We start from the raw sequence: 20,516 nt of genomic DNA, 5'->3' as shown, positions 1-20,516 counted from the left end.
GCGCCGGCGCGCACCCATGCTGCGCCACGACCGGCGGACGCACCACTCGACGATCACCGAGGAGAGCACGTGGCCAAGGACCGCAAGCCCGATTCCGGCCGCGCCGGAGGCGGGGCGACCCGCTCCGGCGGCGGGACGGGCAGGGGCGGCTCCGGCGCGCGCCCCGCCTCGACGGGCAGGACGCCGAACCGCGGCACCGGCGGGCGTGGGCGCACCCGGCCGCCGACGCAGGTGGTCACCCAGCAGCGGCCGTGGGGCCTGATCGCCGCCGCGGTCGCCGTCGTGGTCTTCGCCGCCGCGGCGATCACCTACGCCGTCCTGCAGGTGCGCGAGGCCGACGAGGCGCGCATCGACTCGATCGACGAGATCGCGGGCATCGAGAGCTTCGACTACGCCGCCGGCCAGGAGCACGTGACCACCCCGGTGCAGTACGAGCAGTCGCCGCCGGTCGGCGGGCCGCACGACGGCGAGTGGGCCGACTGCACCGGCACCGTCTACGACGCCGACATCCGGCACGAGAACGCCGTGCACTCCCTCGAGCACGGCGCCGTCTGGATCGCCTACGACCCGGAGCGGCTCTCCGACGACGACGTCACGCGGCTCGAGGGGCTGGTCGACGGCATCTCCGGCCGGCTGCTGTCGCCCTACGCCGGCCTGGACGCCGCGGTGAGCCTGCAGTCGTGGAACCACCAGCTCAAGGTGGACTCGGCCGACGACCCGCGGATCGAGCAGTTCGCCGACTTCCTCACCTTCAACGGCGAGGTCGAGGGCGCCTACCCGGAGATCGGCGCCAGCTGCGAGAACCCCGACTTCGTCGCCGACCCGCTCGTCACCGGCGAGGGCAGCCGCGGCACCGACGCCATGACCACCGACGCCCCGACCACGCCGACCGCGGCGGCCGACGGGACCAGCACGGAGTGAGGCCGCGATGACCGCCACCGCCGTCCGCCCGGACCAGGACGCCCCGGCCCCGGGCCGCCGCGGCCTGCGCGCCGTCCTGCTGGCCGTCATCGCCGTCGCGCTGGTGGCCCTCGGCGGGGCGCTGGCGGTGGGGCTGGGCATCGGCCAGGAGGAGACGCCGACGGCCGACTCGGTCGACGCCGGGTTCTCCCGGGACATGGCGGTGCACCACCGGCAGGGCGTCGAGATGGCCAACCTGGCGCTCGAGCGGAGCACCGACCCCGAGGTCCGCCGGCTCGCCTTCGACATCTCCAGCACGCAGACCAACCAGGCCGGCCGGATGGAGGGCTGGCTGTCGCTGTGGGGGCTGTCGCGCTCCGGCGGCGACCACATGGCCTGGATGGGTGGGGAGCACGCCGGTCACGGCGCGTCAGGGGCCGACGGCGCGGTGATGCCCGGGATGGCCACCGAGGCGGAGCTGGCGCAGCTGCGGTCCCTGACCGGGACGGCGTTCGACGTGGAGTTCCTGCGGCTGATGACCCGTCACCACCAGGGCGGCTTCGACATGGCGCAGTACGCGGCGGAGAACGCCGCCGAGCCCGCCGTGCGGAGACTGGCCCGCTCCATCGCCGACACGCAGAGCGCCGAGGTGACGACGATGGTCGACATGCTCACCGCGCGGGGCGGGACGCCGCTGCCGGCGCCCTGACTCCCGGCGTCGGGGTGGCCGGGGACGGCTGGTAACTTCTCCCCTGCCCCGAGCCCCCGTAGCTCAGGGGATAGAGCACCGCCCTCCGGAGGCGGGTGCGCAGGTTCGAATCCTGCCGGGGGCACACCGGGTCGGAGGCCCCGCAGCGAGTCGCTGCGGGGCCTCCGTCGTGTCCGCGGCGCGGTGCCGCCGGACGGGTCAGGCCAGGAAGGACTCCCAGCCGCCGGCCGGGGCCGTGCCCACCGGCAGGGTCCGCAACCGGTCGAGGACGGCGGGGTCCTGCGCGTCCAGCCAGGCCACCAGTTGACGGAAGGACACCAGCCGCACCTCGGGCCGGCCGGCGATGGCCCGCAGGGTGTCCTCCACGGCGTCCATGTAGATCCCGCCGTTCCACTGCTCGAAGTGGTTGCCGACGAAGAACGGCGCGCGGTTGGTCGTGTACGCGCGCTCGAACCCGGCCAGGTAGGCGTCCCGGGCCTGCTGCCGCCAGGCGTCGTACATCGCCGGGTCACCGGACACGTCGCCCCGGGACTGCCGGTACATGAAGTTGTAGTCCATGGCGAGCGCGCCGCCGCTCGAGCCCGGATCGCTGCTCGGGAAGGGCACCGACGGCAGCGGGAAGTCCCAGAGACCGAGCTTCCTCCCGGGCCAGACCTGCTGCCCGCCGGGTGAGCTGGCGTCGTACCTCCACCCCAGCGCGGCAGCGGCCGGGAGCAGTCCGTCCTGGCCCTCGAGGCACGGGGTACGGCCCCCGATCAGCTCGACGTCGTAGTCGAAGGGGAGCGGCGGCAGGTCGCTGCGGCCGGTGGTGGTCTTCCAGGTCTGCACGAACCGCTTGGCCTGGGTGATCTCGCTGGTCCAGTCCTCCGGGGACCACGACCGGACGCCGGTCTCACCGCAGAAGTGGCCGTTGAAGTGGGTACCGATCTCGTGCCCGTCCAGCCAGGCGAGGCGGACCTCGGCCATGGTGTCGAGCACCTCCTGGGTCGACAGGAACCCGATGTCGGAGGAGCCGACCGGGTGCCGCGGCGGGGCGTACTGCATCCGGTGGTCGACCGGCAGCGCGTACAGCCCGGTGAGGAAGAAGGTCATCGAGGCGTGGATCTCCTGCGCCAGCCGCCGGAACCGGGGGAACTGACCCGAGGACAGGTTGGCCGCGCCGTCCCAGGAGAAGACGACGAACTGGGGCGGACGCTCGCCGGGCAGCAGCCGCCGCGGGACGGGCTGGTGGGGCTGCGGTCCGGTGTCGGCCGTCGACCCGTCGCCGATCAGCCGCACCGCGGGGACCGGAGCCGGCGGGGGTCCGGGAGGCGGTGGAGCCGGGGTGATGGCGGGCGCGGGCGCGCTCTCCGTCGCCGTCGTGAAGGACCGCACTCCGATACTGCAGCCGGTGGCGGCGAGCACGGAGGCCCCCGCCCAGCTCAGCAGTGCCCGTCGGCTCACTGCCCGCACGAGTCGTCACCGGTGATGCCCACGAGCTCCCCCACCACGCCGGCCCCCGTGCCCGCGCCACCCGGTCGCGGTGGCCCGACGGACGGTAGCGGCCCCGGGGAGGATCCGGAACTGCTCCGTGCGCTCCGGGACGACGACGCGCCGGAGCCGGGGTCAGCGGTCGCCGGTCCCGGACCACGACGCACGAGGCCGCGCCGGCCGCCCGGAGACGGCCACCGACGGGACCTTCCTCGTCCCGGCGGAGCGCTCGCCTCGAGTCGACGGGCCGGCGGCCGATGACGACGGGTACGCGGTGACCACCGCGGACGTCGTCCATCCAGGGAGGACCGCGATGCCCCGCCCCGACCCCCGCCAGGACCCCTGGCACGCCCCCGACCCGAGCTTCCTCGGCGAGGAGTCCCAGGGCGGGACGGGCAACCACGCCGGAGCCGAACTCGCTCTCGCGCGGCTGCTGCGCTGGTTCCTCGGCCGCACGGACGGCCGGGACACCCGCGAGGCGATCGAGACCCGGGCCCGCGAGGCCCGGCTCAAGGCCGAGCGCAGGGCCGCCAGGCGGTCCCGCTGACCCCGTGCCTCCTCGACCGCCCTCGGGGGAGGTCAGTGCGGGCGGTAGGGGACGTACGAGCCCGTCACCACCACCGCGGGCGCCGGGCCGGGCACGCCGTAGCCGTCACCGTCGACGTCGCCGTCCGCGACCTCCGGCCCGCCGCCCACGCCGAGCAGCGTGCGGGTGACCTGCTGGGTGGAGTCGAGCAGGTCGTCGAGCGCGCGGTCGACGTGCGCGGCGGTGACCTCGACCACCGGGTCCTGCTCGTGCAGCGCCTCCAGGACCGCGCGGCGCAGCAGCTCCTTGAGGAACGAGGCGGTCACGCCCTCGGTGCGCTCGACGGCACGCGCCACGTCGTCCTCCGCCAGCCGCAGCGGCACGTCGCGGCCGTACAGCTCCAGCAGCCGGCGGCGGGCCGCGGCGTCCGGGAGGTCGACGTCCACCGCGACGTCGATGCGGCCGGGCCGGGCAGCGAGCGCCGGCTCGAGCAGGTCGGCCCGGTTGGTGGTCAGGACGAACAGCAGGTCGGCGTCGGGAGCCGCGCCGTCCATGGCGTCGAGCAGGTCGAAGAGCACGGGGCTGCCGCCGGGGCCGAAGGACCGGTCCATGGCGACGAGGTCGACGTCCTCGAGCACCACCACGGCCGGCTGCAGGTCGCGGGCCAGCTCGGTGACCGAGCCGACCACGCCGAGCGAGCGGCCCGTGAGCAGCAGCCGGGTGTAGTCGTCCATCCGGCCGAGCAGGTAGCGCACGGTGTGCGTCTTGCCGGTGCCCGGCGGCCCGTAGAGCAGCAGGCCGCGCTTGAGGTGCTGGCCGGCGGCCCGCAGGCCCGCGCGGTGCCCGGCGACGCCCAGGGAGTGCCGCTCGACCCGGTCGAGGACGGCGGCGGGCAGCACGACGTCGTCGCGCTGCAGGTCCGGCGGGTCGAGGAAGGTCAGCACGACCTGGCCCATCGGCCCGGGAGTGACCTCGACCAGCCGGCCGCGGTACACGTTCAGCTCCCGGCGCAGCCGGTCGAGCTCGGCGAGCACACCCTGCGCCCGCTGCACCGGCAGCCCGGCGACCTCGACGCGCAGCGTCGGCTGCTCGTGCTCCCTGGGCCCCTGCACCAGCAGCACGTAGCGGCCGGCGTCGTCGCTGACCAGCACCAGGGCCAGCCGCAGGCAGGCGAGCGTGGACCCCGGACCGTTCGGCAGGTCGACCACCGAGGGCGCGCTCAGCCGGACCGGCGGCAGCCCCTCGCCGGTCATCAGCTGCTGCAGGTCGATCCCGCCGAAGTGCGGCGGGAGCACGACGCCGCGCACCTCCACGGTGCGTCCGTCGGCCGCGGCCCAGGCGTCGAGTGCGGTCTGCAGGTTGACGTGCTCGAAGGCCGCCAGCTCCCGCGCGACCACCGACTCCTGCAGACCGGCCGGTCCGAGCGTCTCCTGCACGAGCGCGACGACCTCGTTGCCCGCTCCCTGGCCCGGGACGTGCAGCCACTCGAGCAGCGACCGCAGCCCGGCGGCGAACTCCCTGGCCTCGGTCTCGGATGCCTCGCTCGCCACAGCGCCACCTGCTCCCGGTCGGTCGGACGTAGCGGCGCAGCGTAGCCATCACCGCACTCGCCCGCGGCTCCGCGGCCGGGGGTCCCTGGTCGCCCGGCGCCCGCAAGGGGACGATCCTGGGCGGACTCACCCGGGCCGATCGAGGAGGCCGTCCTGAGCCAGCAGCACGCAGTCGAGCGCCGCCATCCCCCGACCGCGCTCATGAGCCTGGTCAACCCCGTCGTGCGGCGCCTCGTGCGCCGCGGCCGGGCCGGCGGCCAGCTGCTCGTCCTCCACCTCACCGGTCGGCGCACCGGCCGGCGTTACGACGTCCCGGCCGGCTACCACCTCGTCGACGGCGTCCCGACCGTCTTCACCAACAGCGGCTGGCGCCACAACTGCGCGGGGGGCGCCGAGATCGAGGTGACCTTCCGCGGGCGGCGTCGTCCGGCCCACGCGGAGCTCGTGACCGATCCGGCAACGGTGGCCGCCGTCTACCGGCGGCTCATCGAGGAGATGGGCTGGCGGGCCGCGCAGCGCCGGATGGGCATCCGGATCACCGTGGGCCGCACGCCGACGCTCGAGGAGCTGCAGGACGCGATCAGCCGGTCGGGCCTGTCCCTGATCCGGCTCCAGCTGCGCTGAGGGCGCCCGGTTAGCGTGCGTGCCATGGAGCACACCGGGGTGCAGACCACCCGCGCCGGCGACGTCGAGCTGGCCTACGAGACCTTCGGCTCGCCCGAGGACACACCGCTGCTGCTGGTCATGGGCCTGGCCACGCAGATGATCGGCTGGCCCGACGACTTCTGCCGGATGCTGGCCGACCGCGGCCTGTACGTCGTCCGCTTCGACAACCGCGACATCGGGCTGTCCACCCACCTGGACGCCGCCGGCGCGCCCGACGTGCTCGCCGTCATGGGCGGGGACCACTCGCGCGTCGCCTACCGCCTGGCCGACATGGCCGAGGACACCGCCGGACTCCTCGACGCCCTCGGGCTGGACAGCGCGCACGTCGTCGGCGCCTCGATGGGCGGGATGATCGCCCAGTCCCTGGCCACCCGGCACCCGGACCGGGTGCGCAGCCTGACCTCGATCATGTCGACGACCGGCGACCCCGCGGTCGGCGCACCGGCCGAGGCCGCGCTCGGCGTGCTGCTCGCCCCGCCGGCGACCGACCGGGAGAGCGCCGTGCAGCGCGCGGTCGACACCTACCGCGTCATCGGCTCCCCCGGCTTCGAGTTCGACGAGTCCGGGCTGCGGGAGCGGGCCGGGCTGTCGTTCGACCGGGCGTACAACCCGGCGGGGGTGGCCCGCCAGCTCGCCGCGATCCTGGCCAGCCCCGACCGCACCGCCGACCTCGCGCGGGTCGCCGTCCCCACCCTCGTGGTGCACGGCGCCGAGGACGCGCTGGTGAACGTGTCCGGCGGCCGGGCGACGGCGGCGGCGATCCCCGGCGCCGAGCTGCTGGTGGTCGAGGGCATGGGCCACGACCTGCCGCGCGAGGTGTGGCCGCAGCTGGTCGACCGGATCGCCGCGCTGGTCGACCGGGTCGAGCGGGGCTGAGCCGCACCCGGGGCCCCGCCGCGACGGCGGGGCCCCGGGATGCCGGGCTCAGCTGGTGAGCATCCCGCCCTCCACCGGGATCGTCGTCCCGGTGACGTAGCCGCCGGCGTCGCTGACGAGGAAGACCAGGGCCGCGGCCAGCTCCATCGGGTCGCCGGCGCGGCCGGCGAGGACCCGGCCCATCTGCTGGTCGAGGTAGCCCTCCGGGTACTGGTCGGTCATCTCCGAGGCGAAGAAGCCCGGCGCCAGCGCGTTGACCCGGATGCCCTTGCGGCCGGTCCACTGCTGGGCGAGGTCGCGCGTCAGGCCGATCAGCCCGGCCTTGCTGGCGGCGTAGGCGGCCTGCGGCAGTCCCGCGGTGGTCAGCCCGAGGACGCTGGAGATGTTCACGATGGAGCTGCCCGGCTTCATCACCCGGCCGCAGGCCTGCGCCATCCAGTAGCAGCCGTTGAGGTTCACGTCGATGACCGCGCGGAACTCCTCGGGCTTCTCCCGGGTGGCCGGCGCGGCGGTGCCGATGCCGGCGTTGTTGACCAGCACGTCGACCCGGCCGAACTCCGCCATGGTGGCGTCGACCAGCGCCTGGCAGTCCTCCACCTCCGCCACGTCGGTGCGCACGGTGATCGCCCGCCGGCCCGCCGCCTCGACCGCCTCCTTCGTGGCGGCCATCCGGTCCTCGCGCCGGGCGCCGAGCGCGACGTCGGCACCGGCCTGGGCCAACGCCCGGGCGAACACCACGCCCAGCCCCGACGAGGCCCCCGTCACGATCGCCACCCGGCCGTCGAGCCGGAACATGTCCAGGATCGTCCTGTCCGCCACGCCGCTCTCCCCTCTCGCTGCTGCTCCCGTCCCCGGGACGGTAGCCGGGGGTGTGGTAGGCCACCCGGCGGGCGGGTAGGGCACCCGCGGACGAGAGGAGGCCGGCCATGACACCAGCCGGGACCCCGGGCAGCCAGCCGGGGCCGCCCCTGTGGCGGCAGGCGTTCGACGCCGCGGAGCGCCGGGTGACCCCGCACGCGGAGAGCCTCGTGCGCACGCCCGGCTTCGCCACCGGCGTGACCCTGCTGCGGCGGGCGCAGAACCTGGCCCGGGACACCGCGCGTGGCCTGTCCGCCCGCGCCTGGCACCTGGTCAACCTGCCCGCCGGCAGCGACCTCGCCCGGCTGCGGGCCCAGATCGGCGCCCTCGACCGCGAGGTGCGGCGCCTGACCGTGCAGCTGGAGACCCAGCGGCGGGCCACCGCCGCGATCCCCGACCCGATCCAGGAGGGACCCGATGGCCACGGTGCCGAGTCCGCAGGCGGTCCTCGACCGCGTCCGGCGCGACGTCGAGCGCAACGCCCTCCGCGCGCGTAACGGCATCAAGCTCGTCACCGGCGTCGACCGCCCCGGTGTCGGGCTGACGCCCAAGGACGTCGTCTGGGAGCGCGGCCGCACCCAGCTGTGGCACTACCGCAGCGACCGGGTGCGGTACTCGCCGCCGCTGCTGGTCGTCTTCAGCCTGGTCAGCCGTAGCTACATCCTCGACCTCACGCCGGGCAACTCGTTCATCGAGCAACTGCTCGACGCCGGCTTCGACGTGTACATGGTCGACTGGGGCGAGCCCGACGAGCGCGACGCGCAGAACCGGCTCGAGGACTACGTCGACGACTACATCCCCGCGGCCGTCGACCGGGTGCTGGAGATCTCCGGCGCCGACGAGGTCAACCTCTTCGGCTACTGCTTCGGCGGCGACCTCTCGCTGCTCTACGCCGCCCACCACCCCGACGCCCCGGTGCGCAGCCTGACGGTGCTCGCCACCCCGGTGGACTTCACCGAGATGGGCCCGATGGCCGACGTCTTCCGCGGCGGGCTGGAGGTCGACGACGTCGTCGACGAGAACGGCAACGTGCCGCCGCGGGTCGTCGTCCAGGGCTTCAAGACCCTCACCCCGACCGCCGAGGTCACCCGCTACGTGACCCTGTGGGAGCGGCTCTGGAGCGACGAGTACGTGTCGGCCTACCAGGCGATGACCGGCTGGTCCGACGACCACATCCCGTTCCCCGGCGCGGCCGCGCGGGAGACGGTGCAGATGCTCGTGCGGGACAACGGCATGGTCACCGACCGGCTGACCGTGGGCGGGGACCGGGTGCACCTGTCCGACATCCGGCTGCCGTTCCTCACGGTCCGCGCCGACCGCGACCACATCGTCCCGCCGGCGGCCACCGCGCCCTTGATCGACCTGGTGGGCTCCGAGGACAAGCACGAGCTGCGGCTGGCCGCCGGCCACATGGGCCTGGTGGTCGGCCGGACGGCGGCGAAGACCACGGTGCCGGAGATCATCGGCTTCCTGCGCACGCGCAGCGAGGAGAGCGCGCCCGCCCGGGCGGCCGGGCAGGAGGGATGAGCGTGGACGTCGTCGACCTGCGCCCCGAGCACGCCGACGCGCTGCTGCGCTTCTTCCGGGACCTGCCCGAGGGCGACCTGACCTTCATCGAGGAGGAGGTCACCGACCCCGCCGTCGTCCGGTCGTGGGCGAACGGCTCCGGCGGCGGGCGGCGCTTCGTCGCCGTCGACGGGGACGAGGTCGCGGGCTACGTCGCCGTGCGGCCGCTGCCGGGCTGGTCGGCGCACGTCGGCGAGGTGCGACTGGTCGTCTCCCCCACCCGGCGCGGCTCCGGCCTGGGCCGGCGGCTGGCCCGGCAGGCGCTGGTGACGGCGGTCGGCGACGGGCTGGCCAAGCTGGTCGTGGAGGTGGTCGCCGAGCAGGGCGCAGCGCTCGCCCTGTTCACCGACCTGGGGTTCACCGGCGAGGCGCTGCTGCGCGACCACGTCCGCGACCGCGAGGGGAACCTGCGCGACCTGATGGTGCTCGCCCACCACGTCGACGAGACCTGGGCCGGCATGGCCACCGTCGGCCTCGACGAGGCGCTCGGCCAGGACCTGAGCTGAGTCCGGTTCCGTCTCCCGGCCTCCCTGCAGGGGCCCGCCACGAGCCCGCGAGCGGTGGGGGGCAGGGAGGTCCTCCGACTCAGCTGAGGAGCCCGCCGGCTGTCGGAGGGGGCCGGGACTCCCGGCGGTCAGGACCCGCGAGCACGGGGTCGCGCCACGCCCGGCCTGCGACCGCCCGCGCCCGGACGACCCCCGGTGCCGGAGGGACCGGCGGACCCTCCGGGGATGGCTTCCTTCCTCCTCGTGCACGGTGCCTGGGGCGGCGGCTGGGTGTGGGACGACGTCGCCCGCCACCTGAGGGACCTCGGCCACCGGGTGACCGTGGTCGACCAGCTGCCCAGCGCCGGCACCGATCCGCGGACGCTGGGTGACCTGCGCGCCGACGCCGACCGCGTCCGGCAGGCCCTCGACGGGATCGACGAGCCGGTGGTGCTGGTCGGGCACTCCTACGGCGGCATGGTCATCACCGAGCTGGCCGACGACCCCCGGGTACGCCACAGCGTCTACGTCGCCGCCTTCTGGCCTCAGCGTGGCCAGTCGCTGCTGGACCTCGCGGGCGGGGACGCGCTCCCGGCGTGGGTCGAGCCGCGCGACGACGGCTCGCTGGCCGTGACCCGCGACGTCGACACCGTCCGCGAGGCGCTGTGCGCCGACCTGTCCAGCGAGCAGGCAGCAGCGTTCCGCGACCGGCTCGTCCTGCAGTCGGTCGCGGCGTTCACGGCGCCGAGCACCGCTCCGGAACGCGGTCATCCGACGACCTACGTGGTGTGCGCCCAGGAGTCCGACAACTGCATCCCGGTCCCGGCGCAGGAGGCGATGGGCGCGCAGGCCGGGCGGCTGGTGCGGCTGCCCTCGGCGCACATGGCGGCGCTGTCGGTCCCCGGCGAGCTGGCCCGGGTCCTCGCCGGCGTCGCCGAACCGGCCGGCGTGGGCTCCTGAGGGCTCAGACCTCCGTGACCCGGCCGGCGTCGACGGCGAACCGCCGGGTCACCGCCACCGCCTCGAGCATGCGGCGGTCGTGGGTGACCAGCAGCAGGGTGCCGGGGTAGGCGGCCAGCGCCGACTCCAGCTGCTCGATGGCCGGCAGGTCCAGGTGGTTGGTCGGCTCGTCGAGCACCAGCACGTTGACCCCGCGCGCCTGCAGCAGGGCCAGCGCGGCGCGGGTGCGCTCCCCCGGCGACAGCGTGGTGGCCGGGCGGGTCACGTGCTCGGCGGTGAGGCCGAACTTCGCCAGCAGGGTGCGCACGTCGGCGGTGGGCCAGTCGGGCACCTCGGCGCCGAAGGCCTCCAGCAGCAGCCGCTCGCCGACGAAGAGCCCGCGCGCCTGGTCGACCTCGCCCAGCCGCACCGCCGGCCCGAGGGAGGCGCTGCCCGACGCGAGCGGCACCCGGCCCAGCAGCGCGCCGAGCAGGGTCGTCTTGCCCGAGCCGTTCGGTCCGGTGATCGCCACCCGGTCGCCCCAGTCGACCTGCAGACCCACCGGCCCGAGGGTGAAGTCCCCCCGGTGGACGACGGCGTTGCGCAGCGTGGCGACGACGGCCCCGGCGCGCGGTGCCGCGGCGATGCTCATCCGCAGCTCCCACTCCTTGCGGGGCTCCTCGACGACCTCCAGCCGCTCGATCCGCCGCTCGGTCTGCTTGGCCTTGGCCCCCTGCTTCTCGGCCGTGGCCCGGTTGTGGGCCTTGATGAACTTGTCGGGGTCCTTCTGCTTCTTGACCGCGTCCCGCACGCCCTTGGCCAGCCAGTTGCGCTGCATGCGCGCCCGCGCCTCGAGTTCGGCCTTCGTCCCGGCGTACTCCTCGTACTCCTCGCGCGCGTGCCGGCGGGCGACCTCGCGCTCGACGAGGTAGCTCTCGTAGCCGCCGTCGTGCACCCGCACCAGCTGCTGGGCCAGGTCGAGCTCGACCACCCGGGTGACGGTGCGGGCGAGGAACTCGCGGTCGTGGCTGACCACCACGATGCCGGCGCGGTTGCCGCCGACGAACCGCTCGAGCTGGTCGAGCCCGGCCAGGTCCAGGTCGTTGGTGGGCTCGTCGAGCAGCAGCAGGTCGTAGCGGGACAGCAGCAGCGCGGCCAGCCCGACCCGGGCCGCCTGCCCGCCGGAGAGCCCGGGCATCGGAGCGTCGGGCGCGACACCCGGCGCCACCTCGGCCAGCACCTGCTCGAGGCGCTCGTCGAGGTCGGCGCCGCCCAGGGCCAGCCAGCGCTCGAGCGCCTCGCCGTAGGCGTCGTCGGTGCCGGGACGGCCGTCGGCGAGGTCGGCGGTGGCGGCGTCGAGAGCGGCCTGGGCGGCGGCGACGCCGGTGCGGCGGGCGAGCGCGGCGGCCACCGTCTCGCCTTCGCGGCGGTCCCGCTCCTGCGGCAGGTGCCCGACGGTCGCCGTGGGCGGGCTGAGGGTGACCGCGCCGGACTCGGCCGGCAGCTCACCGGCCAGCGTGCGCAGCAGCGTGGACTTGCCGGCGCCGTTGACGCCGACCAGCCCGACGACGTCGCCGGGGGCGACGACGAGGTCGAGGCCGGAGAACAGGACGCGCGCGCCGTGGCCGGCGGCCAGGCCGCGCGCGACGAGGGTGGCGCTCATGGGGGTGCTCCCGGGAGGACGGTCGGATCGAGGACGCCGTCGGCAGCGGCGCTGCCGGTTCCGGGAGTCACAGCACGCGCCCACGGTAGCGCGGGCGGGGTCAGCCGTCGTGCGGGTTCCCCTCGCACGGGGCCGCGTCGGGCTCCCCCGCCGCCTGCCGGCTGACCCGCCAGGGCTGCACCGACTCGTAGCCGCGCACCGCCACCGGCTCCATGGGCCGCACCCGGTACTGCGGTAGGCCGCGCACGTGCCCGGCGAGCACCCGGTCGACCAGCAACGCCCCGGCCGGGGCGATCGACGTGAGCCGGCTGGCGAGGTTGACCACCGGCGAGTAGACGTCGCCCAGGCGGGTGAGCACCGCCCCGTAGGCGGCGCCCACGCGCAGCGGCGGGCGGTCCCCGGCGTCCCAGGCGGTGGGCAGCCGCAGCCCGATCTCGACGGCGTCGACGGCGGAGGCGGCGGTGAAGAGGACCCCGTCGCCGACGGTCTTGACCACCCGGCCGCGCGAGCGGGCGATCACCTCGGTCGCCGTCGCCTCGAAGGCCTCGACCATCGCGCCGAGCTCGCGGCCGCCCATGCCGCGCGAGCGGGACGTGTAGCCGACCAGGTCGGCGAAGCCCACGGCCAGCTCACGCCGGTCCCCCGGCGTCTCGGAGGACAGCGCCCGGTCGACGTTCGCGGCGAGGTGGCGCCGCCACACGTAGTCCTGGGTGCGGCTCAGCAGCGGGATCAGCGCCTCGGCGGTGGCCACGACGTCGACCGGCGTCCCGGGGGCCTGCTCCCGGGCCCGGCGGACGAGCGCGTCGGCGAGCAGGTCGGTCTGCCAGTCGGCCAGCCGGGACAGCGCCTGGCCGGTGGCGCGGGCGATGGACGCCTCGCTGCCGCGGTCGACGAAGCCGGAGTCGATCAGCTCCGACACCGTGGCCAGGGCCCCGACGTCGGCGAGGGTGAAGGCGGGGTCATCGTCGGCGACGTCGGGGAAGCCCAGCGCCCGCCACAGCCGCTGGGTGCGCTCGGGGGGCATGCCGGCCGCCGCGGCGACCTCGAGCCGGGTCAGCCGGCGCGGGCCACCGAGCAGCAGCCGCTCCAGCGCCTCCCGGACGTCGGGATCGGGCGGGATCGGCTCGGGGTCGGGTCCGGCGGGGTGCACGGCGACCTGCCCCGGCTCAGCCCGTCGTCCGGCCGGCGGGGGCGCCGGAGACCGTTCCCGCCCGACAGCCGCTCACGGCAGCGCACTGTAGTGACCGGACGGCGGGCGCGTGTGCCCGTGGTCACGAGCGCGGCGAACGGCGGGTGGACGCCGGGTGGCCGGCGGGCGTCGGGCGGCACGCCGGAGGCCGCGGGCCTCGGTCGGCGGCGGGCGGTGCGCTTGGATGACGGGGCACGGGGGTGCGGACGGCGGCAGGGCGCGACGAGGAGGACCGATGGCCAGCGGCACCACCGCAGGACCCCGACCCGTGCGGATCGAGGTGTCCGGCCTGACCAAGACCTTCGGCACGGTGCGCGCCGTCTCCGACCTCGGGTTCACCGTGGAGCCCGGCTCGGTCACCGGCTTCCTCGGCCCCAACGGCGCGGGCAAGACGACGACGCTGCGGATGGTCCTCGGCCTGATCACCCCCGACACCGGCACCGCCACCTTCGACGGCGTCCCCTACGCGGCGCTGCGCGAGCCGGTGCGCACCGTGGGCGCGGTCCTCGAGACCGCCTTCCACCCGGCCCGCTCCGGCCGCGACCACCTGCGCGTCTACTGCCGCGCCGCCGGGATCCCGGTCGCCCGCGCCGACGAGGTCCTCGAGCGGGTGGGGCTCGCGACGGCGGGACGGCGCCGGGCGGGCGGCTACTCGCTGGGCATGCGGCAGCGGCTGGCGCTGGCCACCGCGCTGCTCGGCGACCCGCCCGTGCTGGTGCTCGACGAGCCGGCCAACGGCCTGGACCCCGAGGGGATCCTCTGGCTGCGCGGCTTCCTGCGGCACCTCGCCCACGACGAGGGCCGCACCGTCCTGGTGTCGAGCCACCTGCTCGCCGAGATGGAGCAGACCGCCGACCGCGTCGTCATCGTCGGCGCCGGCCGGCTGGTGCGGCAGGGCTCGATCGCCGAGCTGCGCTCGGGCGCCCAGGGCGCGGGGACCGTGCTCGCGCGCAGCCCGGAGGCCGACCGGCTGGCCGCGGTGCTCGCCGCCGAGGGGCTGGCGGCCACCCGCAGCGACGACGGCCTGGTCACCGTCGAGGGCGCGACCCCGGCCGAGGTCGGCGCGCGGGCCTTCGCCGCGCGGGTGGAGCTGCACGAGCTGCGCGCCGAGACCACCGGCCTCGAGGACCTCTACTTCCGGCTCACCGCCGGCCAGGAGCAGTTCGCGGCCGGCTCCCCCGCCGGGCCCGCGCAGTACACGACCGAGGGAGCGGCCCGATGAGCGCGCTCGTCCGCGCCGAGTGGACCAAGCTGGTCACCACCCGCGTCTGGATCGGCCTGGTCATCGGCGCGTGCGTGATGGCCGGCGGGTTCGCCGCGCTGTTCACCGGCCTGGCCGGCGCCGAGCCGGACGGCGGTCAGCCGGGCCTGCCGCCGGTGGGGACGCCGCAGTACGAGGAGGTCGTGTTCTCCGTCGCGGCCAACGCCAGCGTCTTCCTGCTCATCCTCGGGATCATCGGGATGACCCAGGAGTACCGGCACCGGACGGCGACGCCGACCTTCCTCACCACCCCGCGCCGCGGCCGCGTCGTCGCCGCCAAGCTGCTGGCCTACGCCGCCGCGGCGGTGCCGGTCGCGCTGCTGGTGCTCGCCGTCGTCGTCGTCGTCGTGCTGCTCTACGCCGGCGCGCGCGGGGCGGCGCCGTCGCTGGACGGGGACAACCTGCGCACGCTGGGCACCGCGGGCCTGGTGCTGGTCGTGTTCGCCGTGATCGGCGTCGGCGTGGGCGCGCTGCTGCGCAACCAGGTCGGCGCCATCGTCGGCTCGCTGGTGTACCTCTACGTCGTCGAGCCGATCATCTCCTCGATCGGCGCGATCCAGGGCGCCTACAAGTGGCTGCCCGGCGGCGCGGTGCAGGCCGTCACGTCGGACTTCCAGGCGCCCGAGCTGCTCGACCCGTGGCAGGGCGGCCTGCTGCTGCTCGGCTACGGCCTGGTCGCGGCGCTGCTGGGCACCCTGCTGGCCGTCCGCCGCGACGTCGTCTGAGCCCCGGCCGGCGCGCACCCCACACCGAGGACGAGGGACCCCTGCATGACCACCCGCATGACGGTGCAGCGACTCGCACGCCTGGTGCAGACCGGCGACGTCGAGGCCGTGCGCGCCGCCGTCACCGACGCGCCGCGGCTGCTCGCCGGGACCGTGGAGCAGGCCGGCGAGAGCGGCTGGACGCCCCTGCACCTGGCCGTGGCGGCCGGCCGCGAGGACGTCGTCCGCGAGCTCGCCGCGGCCGGCGCCGACCTCGGGGCGCGCACCGAGTCCGGCCGCACGCCGTTGCACGTCGCCGTCGAGCACGCCTCCGGGCTGGTGCCGGTCCTCGACGAGCTCGGCGCCCCGGTCGACGCCCCCGCCGCCGCCTACCTCGACGACGTCGGCCGGCTGGCCGGCGAGCTCGACGGCGGCGCGCCGCTCACCGACCCGGGCACCGGGCTGGACCTGCTCACCGTGGCCGCGGCCGGTGGGGCGGCCGGCACCCTGCGGCTGCTGCTCGACCGCGGGGCCGACCCCGACGGCGGGGCGCTGGCCGCGGCCGCGGCGGTGCGCCGGCCCGACCTGGTGCGCGTGCTGCTCGACGCCGGCGCCCGCGTCGACCGCCGCGACCCCGACACCGGCCGCACGCCGCTGCACGAGGCCGTGGCCGCCGGACCGGGCGGCGACGCGCCCGAGGTCGTGCGCCTCCTGCTGGCCGCCGGGGCCGACGTCGACGCGACCACCTCCGACGGCGCGAGCGCCCTCGACATCGGCCGGGTCGCCGCCGCCCGCCACCGGCGCGACGACGCAGGTCAGGCCGGTGCCCGCGACGCGCTCGTCGACCTGCTCGTGGCCGCCGGCGCCCGCAGCTGAGCCCGCGCGCGAGGATCCCCCGGGCAGGCCCGGCGCGCGAGCCGGACGGCAGGTCGGGCGGGACCGACCGGCGTAGAGTCAACGCCCGGTCCAGAGACGTCCACCGACGACGAAGAAGGCACTCGACCCCGTGTCACGCGACAACTCATCCCGGCCGTCCTCCACCGGTACCTCCTCGGCGGTGGCGGGCTTCGGCACCAACGAGTGGCTGGTCGAGGAGATGTACCAGCAGTTCCTCGCCGACCCGTCCAGCGTGGACCAGGCGTGGCACGAGTTCTTCGCCGACTACCGGCCGGGCAGCCCGGTCGCGGCGAGCGACGACCGTGAGCAGGCGCCCGCCCCGGCCGAGGCCGTGGCGACCGCGCCCGCGAGCCCGTCGCCGAAGCCGGCCCCGGCCCCCGCGCCGGCCGCGGGCAACGGCGCCGAGCCCGCCGCGCGCCCGGCCGCCACCGACGCCGCCGCCTCCGCCCCCGCGGCGGCCGCCCCGGCAGCGCCCGCCACCCGGTCGACCCCGGTGCCCGAGCGCACCGAGGACACCGTCGTCGACCGCGCCGCCGACCGCGCCGAGCAGAAGGCGAAGGCCGCCCCGGCCCCGGCCGCGCCGCAGCCGGCGAAGGCCCCCGCCGGCGACGGGCCGAAGCGGACGCCGCTGCGCGGTGCCGCCGCCAGCGTCGTCAAGAACATGAACGCCTCGCTCACCGTGCCCACGGCGACGAGCGTGCGCGCGGTGCCGGCCAAGCTGCTGGCCGACAACCGCATCGTCGTCAACAACCACCTCAAGCGCTCGCGCGGCGGCAAGGTCTCCTTCACCCACCTGATCGGCTACGCGCTGGTCCGGGCGCTGGACGACTTCCCGAACATGAACGCCGCCTTCGCCGAGGTCGACGGCAAGCCGACCCTCGTGCAGCCCGAGCACGTCAACTTCGGCCTGGCCATCGACCTGCCCAAGGCCGACGGCTCCCGCTCGCTGGTCGTCGCCTCGATCAAGGCCGCCGAGGAGATGGACTTCGCCCAGTTCTGGGGCGCCTACGAGGACGTCATCCGCCGGGCCCGCGCCGGCAAGCTGACCCTCGAGGACTTCTCGGGCACCACGATCAGCCTGACCAACCCGGGCACGATCGGCACCGTCCACTCGGTGCCGCGGCTGACCGCCGGCCAGGGCGCGATCATCGGCGTCGGGGCCATGGAGTACCCGGCCGAGTTCCAGGGGATGAGCCCCGAGGCGCTGACCGAGCTCGGCGTCTCGAAGATCATCACGCTGACCTCGACCTACGACCACCGGATCATCCAGGGCGCCGAGTCCGGCGACTTCCTGCGCCGCCTGCACCAGCTGCTGCTGGGCGAGGACGGCTTCTACGACGAGGTCTTCCGGTCGCTGCGCATCCCCTACGAGCCGGTGCGCTGGATGCCCGACGTGCGGGTCAGCCGCGAGGGGCAGATCGACAAGGAAGCCCGGGTCATCGAGGTCATCGAGTCCTACCGGCGCAACGGCCACCTCATGGCCGACACCGACCCGCTCGAGTTCAAGGTCCGCAGCCACCCCGACCTCGACATCCTCCAGCACGGCCTGACGCTGTGGGACCTCGACCGGACCTTTCCCGTCGGCGGCTTCGCCGGCGAGAAGGTGATGCCGCTGCGCGACATCCTCGGCGTGCTGCGCAACTCCTACTGCCGCACCGTCGGCGTGGAGTACATGCACATCACCGACCCCGAGGAGCGCGAGTGGCTCCAGCAGCGCATCGAGGTCAAGCACGAGCAGCCCGACCGGGAGAAGCAGAAGCACATCCTCGGCCGGCTCAACGCCGCTGAGGCCTTCGAGACCTTCCTGCAGACCAAGTACGTCGGCCAGAAGCGGTTCAGCCTCGAGGGCGGCGAATCCGTCATCCCGCTGCTCGACGAGGTGCTCATCGCCGGCACCGACCACGGCCTCGACGAGGTCGCGATCGGCATGGCCCACCGCGGCCGGCTCAACGTGCTGGCCAACGTGCTCGGCAAGAGCTACGCCAAGATCTTCGGCGAGTTCGAGGGCAACATCGACCCCGGCACCGTCCAGGGCTCCGGCGACGTCAAGTACCACCTCGGCGCCGAGGGCACCTTCGAGAACCCGTTCACGCCGGGTGCGGAGATCGCCGTCTCGCTGGCCAGCAACCCCTCGCACCTGGAGACGGTCAACCCCGTCCTCGAGGGCGTCGTCCGCGCCAAGCAGGACATGATCGACAAGGGCGAGCAGGGCTTCACCGTCCTGCCGGTGCTGCTGCACGGCGACGCCGCCTTCGCCGGCCAGGGCGTGGTGCAGGAGACGCTGAACCTGTCGCAGCTGCGCGGCTACCGCACCGGCGGCACCGTGCACGTCGTCATCAACAACCAGGTCGGCTTCACCACCAGCCCGGCGGCGTCGCGCTCGAGCCTGTACTCCACCGACGTCGCGCGGATGGTCAACGCGCCGGTCTTCCACGTCAACGGCGACGACCCCGAGGCGTGCGTCCGCATGGCCCGGCTCGCGGTCGAGTACCGGCAGGCGTTCAAGAAGGACGTCGTCATCGACCTCGTCTGCTACCGCCGCCGCGGGCACAACGAGGGCGACGACCCGTCGATGACCCAGCCGCTGATGTACGAGATCATCGACCGCAAGCGCTCGGTCCGGAAGCTCTACACCGAGGCGCTCATCGGCCGCGGCGACATCACCCTCGCCGAGGCCGAGGAGGCCCTGAAGGACTACCGCGACCAGCTGGAGCGGGCGTTCGCCGAGACGCACGACGCGAGCGAGACCCCCAAGCCGCAGCCGGTCATGGACCAGCCCGGCGAGCAGGGGACGGCCGTCGCCACCGCCATCACCCCCGAGGTGATGAAGGCGATCGGCGACGCGCACGTGTCCCTGCCCGCCGAGTTCACCGTGCACCCCAAGCTCAAGCGGATGCTCGAGCGGCGCGCGGCGATGGTGAGCGAGGGCGGCATCGACTGGGCGATGGGCGAGCTGCTCGCCTACGGGTCGCTGCTGATGCAGGGCATCCCGGTGCGGCTGGCCGGCCAGGACTCCCGCCGGGGCACGTTCGTACAGCGGCACGCGGTCCTCATCGACCGGGAGACCGCCGCCGAGTACACCCCGCTGGCCCACCTGTCCGAGGACCAGGCGAAGTTCTTCGTCTACGACTCGCTGCTGTCCGAGTACGCCGCCCTGGGCTTCGAGTACGGCTACTCGGTGGCCAACCCGAGGGCGCTGGTGCTCTGGGAGGCGCAGTTCGGCGACTTCATCAACGGCGCGCAGATGGTCATCGACGAGTACATCAGCTCCGGCGAGGCCAAGTGGGGCCAGCGCTCGGGCGTGGTGCTGCTGCTGCCGCACGGCCTCGAGGGCCAGGGCCCCGACCACTCCAGCGGCCGCATCGAGCGCTTCCTGCAGGTCTCGGCGGAGAACAACATCACCGTCGCCAACTGCACGACGCCGGGCAACTACTTCCACCTGCTGCGCCGCCAGGCGCTCTCCGACGTGCACCGGCCGCTGGTCGTGTTCACGCCGAAGTCGCTGCTGCGGGCCAAGGCGGCGGTCAGCCCGGTCGCGGACTTCACCGACGAGGGCTTCCGCCCGGTGCTCCCCGACCCGGGTGTCGGCGGCGAGCCGCTCGACGACGCCGCGGTGCGCCGGGTGCTGCTGTGCAGCGGCAAGGTCGCCTACGACCTCCTGGCGCAGCGCGAGGCCGAGGGACGCGCCGACACCGCCGTCGTCCGCGTCGAGCAGCTGTACCCGCTGCCCGGCGAGCAGGTCCGGCAGGCCCTCGACCGGTACCCGAACGCGACCGACCTGGTCTGGGTGCAGGAGGAGCCGGCGAACATGGGCGCCTGGTCGTTCATGGCGCTCAACCTGCCCGAGCACCTCGGCGGCCGGACCCTGCGCCGGGTCAGCCGCCGGGCCTCGGCCAGCCCCGCCGTCGGCTCGGCGAAGGTGCACGAGGTCGAGCAGAAGGAGCTCGTCGCCCAGGCGTTCGCCGACTGACCGGGTACTCCACGACGTGTACTTCACCGACAGGGGCCTGGAGGAGCTGGCCGACCGGCGGGGCGGGGAGCAGGTGACCCTCGCCTGGCTGGCCGACCAGCTGCAGGCCTTCGTGGACCAGCACCCGGACTTCGAGGTGCCGATCGAGCGGCTGGCGACCTGGTTGGCGCGCGGCGGCACCGACGACGTCGACGACCTCGACGACTGACGGCGCCTGCCCGCGCGATGATCAGGTGACCTGATCGTGGCGCGTCCTCCCTCACGTCCCACCGCGAGGGAGGACGCGC

General features: G+C 75.0%; 19 protein-coding genes and 1 tRNA gene. 15 read left to right on the top strand and 5 right to left on the bottom strand.

What is annotated here, in order from left to right; genetic code table 11:
- The first annotated feature begins 69 nt into the window (after positions 1-69).
- From ACI79V_RS15585 to ACI79V_RS15575, 3 genes are all read left to right on the top strand, one after another.
- The gene (locus ACI79V_RS15585; protein ID WP_456890569.1) at positions 70-921 is read left to right on the top strand and encodes a DUF3105 domain-containing protein; all 852 of its coding nucleotides are present in this window, start codon (positions 70-72) and stop codon (positions 919-921) included.
- 7 nt (positions 922-928) lie between these two features.
- Positions 929-1,609: a DUF305 domain-containing protein gene (locus tag ACI79V_RS15580; RefSeq protein ID WP_456890568.1), complete on the top strand. Its 681-nt coding sequence runs from the start codon at positions 929-931 to the stop codon at positions 1,607-1,609.
- Between the two features lie 52 nt (positions 1,610-1,661).
- Positions 1,662-1,733, top strand: a tRNA-Arg gene (locus tag ACI79V_RS15575).
- Positions 1,734-1,807: 74 nt separating this feature from the next.
- Here ACI79V_RS15575 and ACI79V_RS15570 read toward each other — a convergent pair.
- The gene (locus tag ACI79V_RS15570) at positions 1,808-2,887 is read right to left on the bottom strand and encodes a hypothetical protein (protein ID WP_456890567.1); all 1,080 of its coding nucleotides are present in this window, start codon (positions 2,885-2,887) and stop codon (positions 1,808-1,810) included.
- A 505-nt stretch (positions 2,888-3,392) separates the two neighbouring features.
- Between ACI79V_RS15570 and ACI79V_RS15565 the strand changes: the two genes are divergently transcribed.
- Positions 3,393-3,626 carry a hypothetical protein gene (locus ACI79V_RS15565; RefSeq protein ID WP_456890566.1) on the top strand — a complete coding sequence of 78 codons (234 nt, stop codon included), beginning with the start codon at positions 3,393-3,395 and terminating at the stop codon, positions 3,624-3,626.
- A gap of 32 nt (positions 3,627-3,658) precedes the next feature.
- Here the strand turns inward: ACI79V_RS15565 and ACI79V_RS15560 are convergent, their stop codons facing one another.
- Positions 3,659-5,155, bottom strand: coding sequence for an AAA family ATPase (locus ACI79V_RS15560; RefSeq protein WP_456890565.1), 1,497 nt, complete (start codon positions 5,153-5,155; stop codon positions 3,659-3,661).
- A gap of 201 nt (positions 5,156-5,356) precedes the next feature.
- On the opposite strand from ACI79V_RS15560, the gene ACI79V_RS15555 reads away from it, so the two are divergent.
- The gene (locus tag ACI79V_RS15555; RefSeq protein ID WP_456890564.1) at positions 5,357-5,779 is read left to right on the top strand and encodes a hypothetical protein; all 423 of its coding nucleotides are present in this window, start codon (positions 5,357-5,359) and stop codon (positions 5,777-5,779) included.
- Positions 5,780-5,803: 24 nt separating this feature from the next.
- Positions 5,804-6,697: an alpha/beta fold hydrolase gene (locus ACI79V_RS15550; protein WP_456890563.1), complete on the top strand. Its 894-nt coding sequence runs from the start codon at positions 5,804-5,806 to the stop codon at positions 6,695-6,697.
- 48 nt (positions 6,698-6,745) lie between these two features.
- On the opposite strand, the gene ACI79V_RS15545 is transcribed toward ACI79V_RS15550, so the two are convergent.
- Positions 6,746-7,516: an SDR family NAD(P)-dependent oxidoreductase gene (locus tag ACI79V_RS15545; protein ID WP_456890562.1), complete on the bottom strand. Its 771-nt coding sequence runs from the start codon at positions 7,514-7,516 to the stop codon at positions 6,746-6,748.
- A 107-nt stretch (positions 7,517-7,623) separates the two neighbouring features.
- On the opposite strand from ACI79V_RS15545, the gene ACI79V_RS15540 reads away from it, so the two are divergent.
- From ACI79V_RS15540 to ACI79V_RS15525, 4 genes are all read left to right on the top strand, one after another.
- On the top strand, positions 7,624-8,052 hold the full coding sequence (locus tag ACI79V_RS15540; protein ID WP_456890561.1) for a hypothetical protein: 429 nt from the start codon (positions 7,624-7,626) through the stop codon (positions 8,050-8,052).
- A complete protein-coding gene (locus tag ACI79V_RS15535) occupies positions 7,973-9,082 on the top strand; it encodes an alpha/beta fold hydrolase (protein WP_456890560.1) in 1,110 nt (369 codons plus the stop codon). The genes ACI79V_RS15540 and ACI79V_RS15535 overlap by 80 nt, the downstream gene beginning before the upstream one ends.
- A complete protein-coding gene (locus ACI79V_RS15530; protein WP_456890559.1) occupies positions 9,079-9,627 on the top strand; it encodes an N-acetyltransferase family protein in 549 nt (182 codons plus the stop codon). The genes ACI79V_RS15535 and ACI79V_RS15530 overlap by 4 nt, the downstream gene beginning before the upstream one ends.
- A gap of 225 nt (positions 9,628-9,852) precedes the next feature.
- A complete protein-coding gene (locus ACI79V_RS15525) occupies positions 9,853-10,566 on the top strand; it encodes an alpha/beta fold hydrolase (RefSeq protein ID WP_456890558.1) in 714 nt (237 codons plus the stop codon).
- 4 nt (positions 10,567-10,570) lie between these two features.
- Here the strand turns inward: ACI79V_RS15525 and ACI79V_RS15520 are convergent, their stop codons facing one another.
- A complete protein-coding gene (locus ACI79V_RS15520; protein WP_456890557.1) occupies positions 10,571-12,208 on the bottom strand; it encodes an ABC-F family ATP-binding cassette domain-containing protein in 1,638 nt (545 codons plus the stop codon).
- A 100-nt stretch (positions 12,209-12,308) separates the two neighbouring features.
- Positions 12,309-13,358: an adenylate/guanylate cyclase domain-containing protein gene (locus ACI79V_RS15515; RefSeq protein ID WP_456890556.1), complete on the bottom strand. Its 1,050-nt coding sequence runs from the start codon at positions 13,356-13,358 to the stop codon at positions 12,309-12,311.
- Positions 13,359-13,632: 274 nt separating this feature from the next.
- Between ACI79V_RS15515 and ACI79V_RS15510 the strand changes: the two genes are divergently transcribed.
- From ACI79V_RS15510 to ACI79V_RS15490, 5 genes are all read left to right on the top strand, one after another.
- Positions 13,633-14,619, top strand: coding sequence for an ABC transporter ATP-binding protein (locus ACI79V_RS15510; protein WP_456890555.1), 987 nt, complete (start codon positions 13,633-13,635; stop codon positions 14,617-14,619).
- The gene (locus ACI79V_RS15505; RefSeq protein ID WP_456890554.1) at positions 14,616-15,383 is read left to right on the top strand and encodes an ABC transporter permease; all 768 of its coding nucleotides are present in this window, start codon (positions 14,616-14,618) and stop codon (positions 15,381-15,383) included. Before ACI79V_RS15510 ends, ACI79V_RS15505 begins: the two co-directional genes overlap by 4 nt.
- A 45-nt stretch (positions 15,384-15,428) precedes the next feature.
- Positions 15,429-16,238 carry an ankyrin repeat domain-containing protein gene (locus ACI79V_RS15500; RefSeq protein ID WP_456890553.1) on the top strand — a complete coding sequence of 270 codons (810 nt, stop codon included), beginning with the start codon at positions 15,429-15,431 and terminating at the stop codon, positions 16,236-16,238.
- A gap of 181 nt (positions 16,239-16,419) precedes the next feature.
- Positions 16,420-20,229 carry a multifunctional oxoglutarate decarboxylase/oxoglutarate dehydrogenase thiamine pyrophosphate-binding subunit/dihydrolipoyllysine-residue succinyltransferase subunit gene (locus tag ACI79V_RS15495; RefSeq protein WP_456890552.1) on the top strand — a complete coding sequence of 1,270 codons (3,810 nt, stop codon included), beginning with the start codon at positions 16,420-16,422 and terminating at the stop codon, positions 20,227-20,229.
- A gap of 16 nt (positions 20,230-20,245) precedes the next feature.
- Positions 20,246-20,437 (top strand): DUF6104 family protein, encoded by a 192-nt coding sequence (locus ACI79V_RS15490; protein ID WP_075014423.1) that lies wholly within the window; start codon positions 20,246-20,248, stop codon positions 20,435-20,437.
- Positions 20,438-20,516: the final 79 nt, after the last annotated feature.

The sequence above is a fragment of the Geodermatophilus sp. SYSU D00700 genome (genome assembly GCF_054050255.1).
Note: the sequence above shows the minus strand (reverse complement) of the source record. Positions and strands in the feature narration are given on the sequence as shown.

Coding starts and splice junctions, on each gene's coding strand:
- ACI79V_RS15580 (WP_456890568.1), top strand. CDS start 929: ATGACCGCCACCGCCGTCCGCCCGGACCAGGACGCCCCGGCCCCGGGC.
- ACI79V_RS15565 (WP_456890566.1), top strand. CDS start 3,393: ATGCCCCGCCCCGACCCCCGCCAGGACCCCTGGCACGCCCCCGACCCG.
- ACI79V_RS15555 (WP_456890564.1), top strand. CDS start 5,357: ATGAGCCTGGTCAACCCCGTCGTGCGGCGCCTCGTGCGCCGCGGCCGG.
- ACI79V_RS15550 (WP_456890563.1), top strand. CDS start 5,804: ATGGAGCACACCGGGGTGCAGACCACCCGCGCCGGCGACGTCGAGCTG.
- ACI79V_RS15540 (WP_456890561.1), top strand. CDS start 7,624: ATGACACCAGCCGGGACCCCGGGCAGCCAGCCGGGGCCGCCCCTGTGG.
- ACI79V_RS15535 (WP_456890560.1), top strand. CDS start 7,973: ATGGCCACGGTGCCGAGTCCGCAGGCGGTCCTCGACCGCGTCCGGCGC.
- ACI79V_RS15530 (WP_456890559.1), top strand. CDS start 9,079: ATGAGCGTGGACGTCGTCGACCTGCGCCCCGAGCACGCCGACGCGCTG.
- ACI79V_RS15525 (WP_456890558.1), top strand. CDS start 9,853: ATGGCTTCCTTCCTCCTCGTGCACGGTGCCTGGGGCGGCGGCTGGGTG.
- ACI79V_RS15520 (WP_456890557.1), bottom strand. CDS start 12,208: ATGAGCGCCACCCTCGTCGCGCGCGGCCTGGCCGCCGGCCACGGCGCG.
- ACI79V_RS15510 (WP_456890555.1), top strand. CDS start 13,633: ATGGCCAGCGGCACCACCGCAGGACCCCGACCCGTGCGGATCGAGGTG.
- ACI79V_RS15505 (WP_456890554.1), top strand. CDS start 14,616: ATGAGCGCGCTCGTCCGCGCCGAGTGGACCAAGCTGGTCACCACCCGC.
- ACI79V_RS15500 (WP_456890553.1), top strand. CDS start 15,429: ATGACCACCCGCATGACGGTGCAGCGACTCGCACGCCTGGTGCAGACC.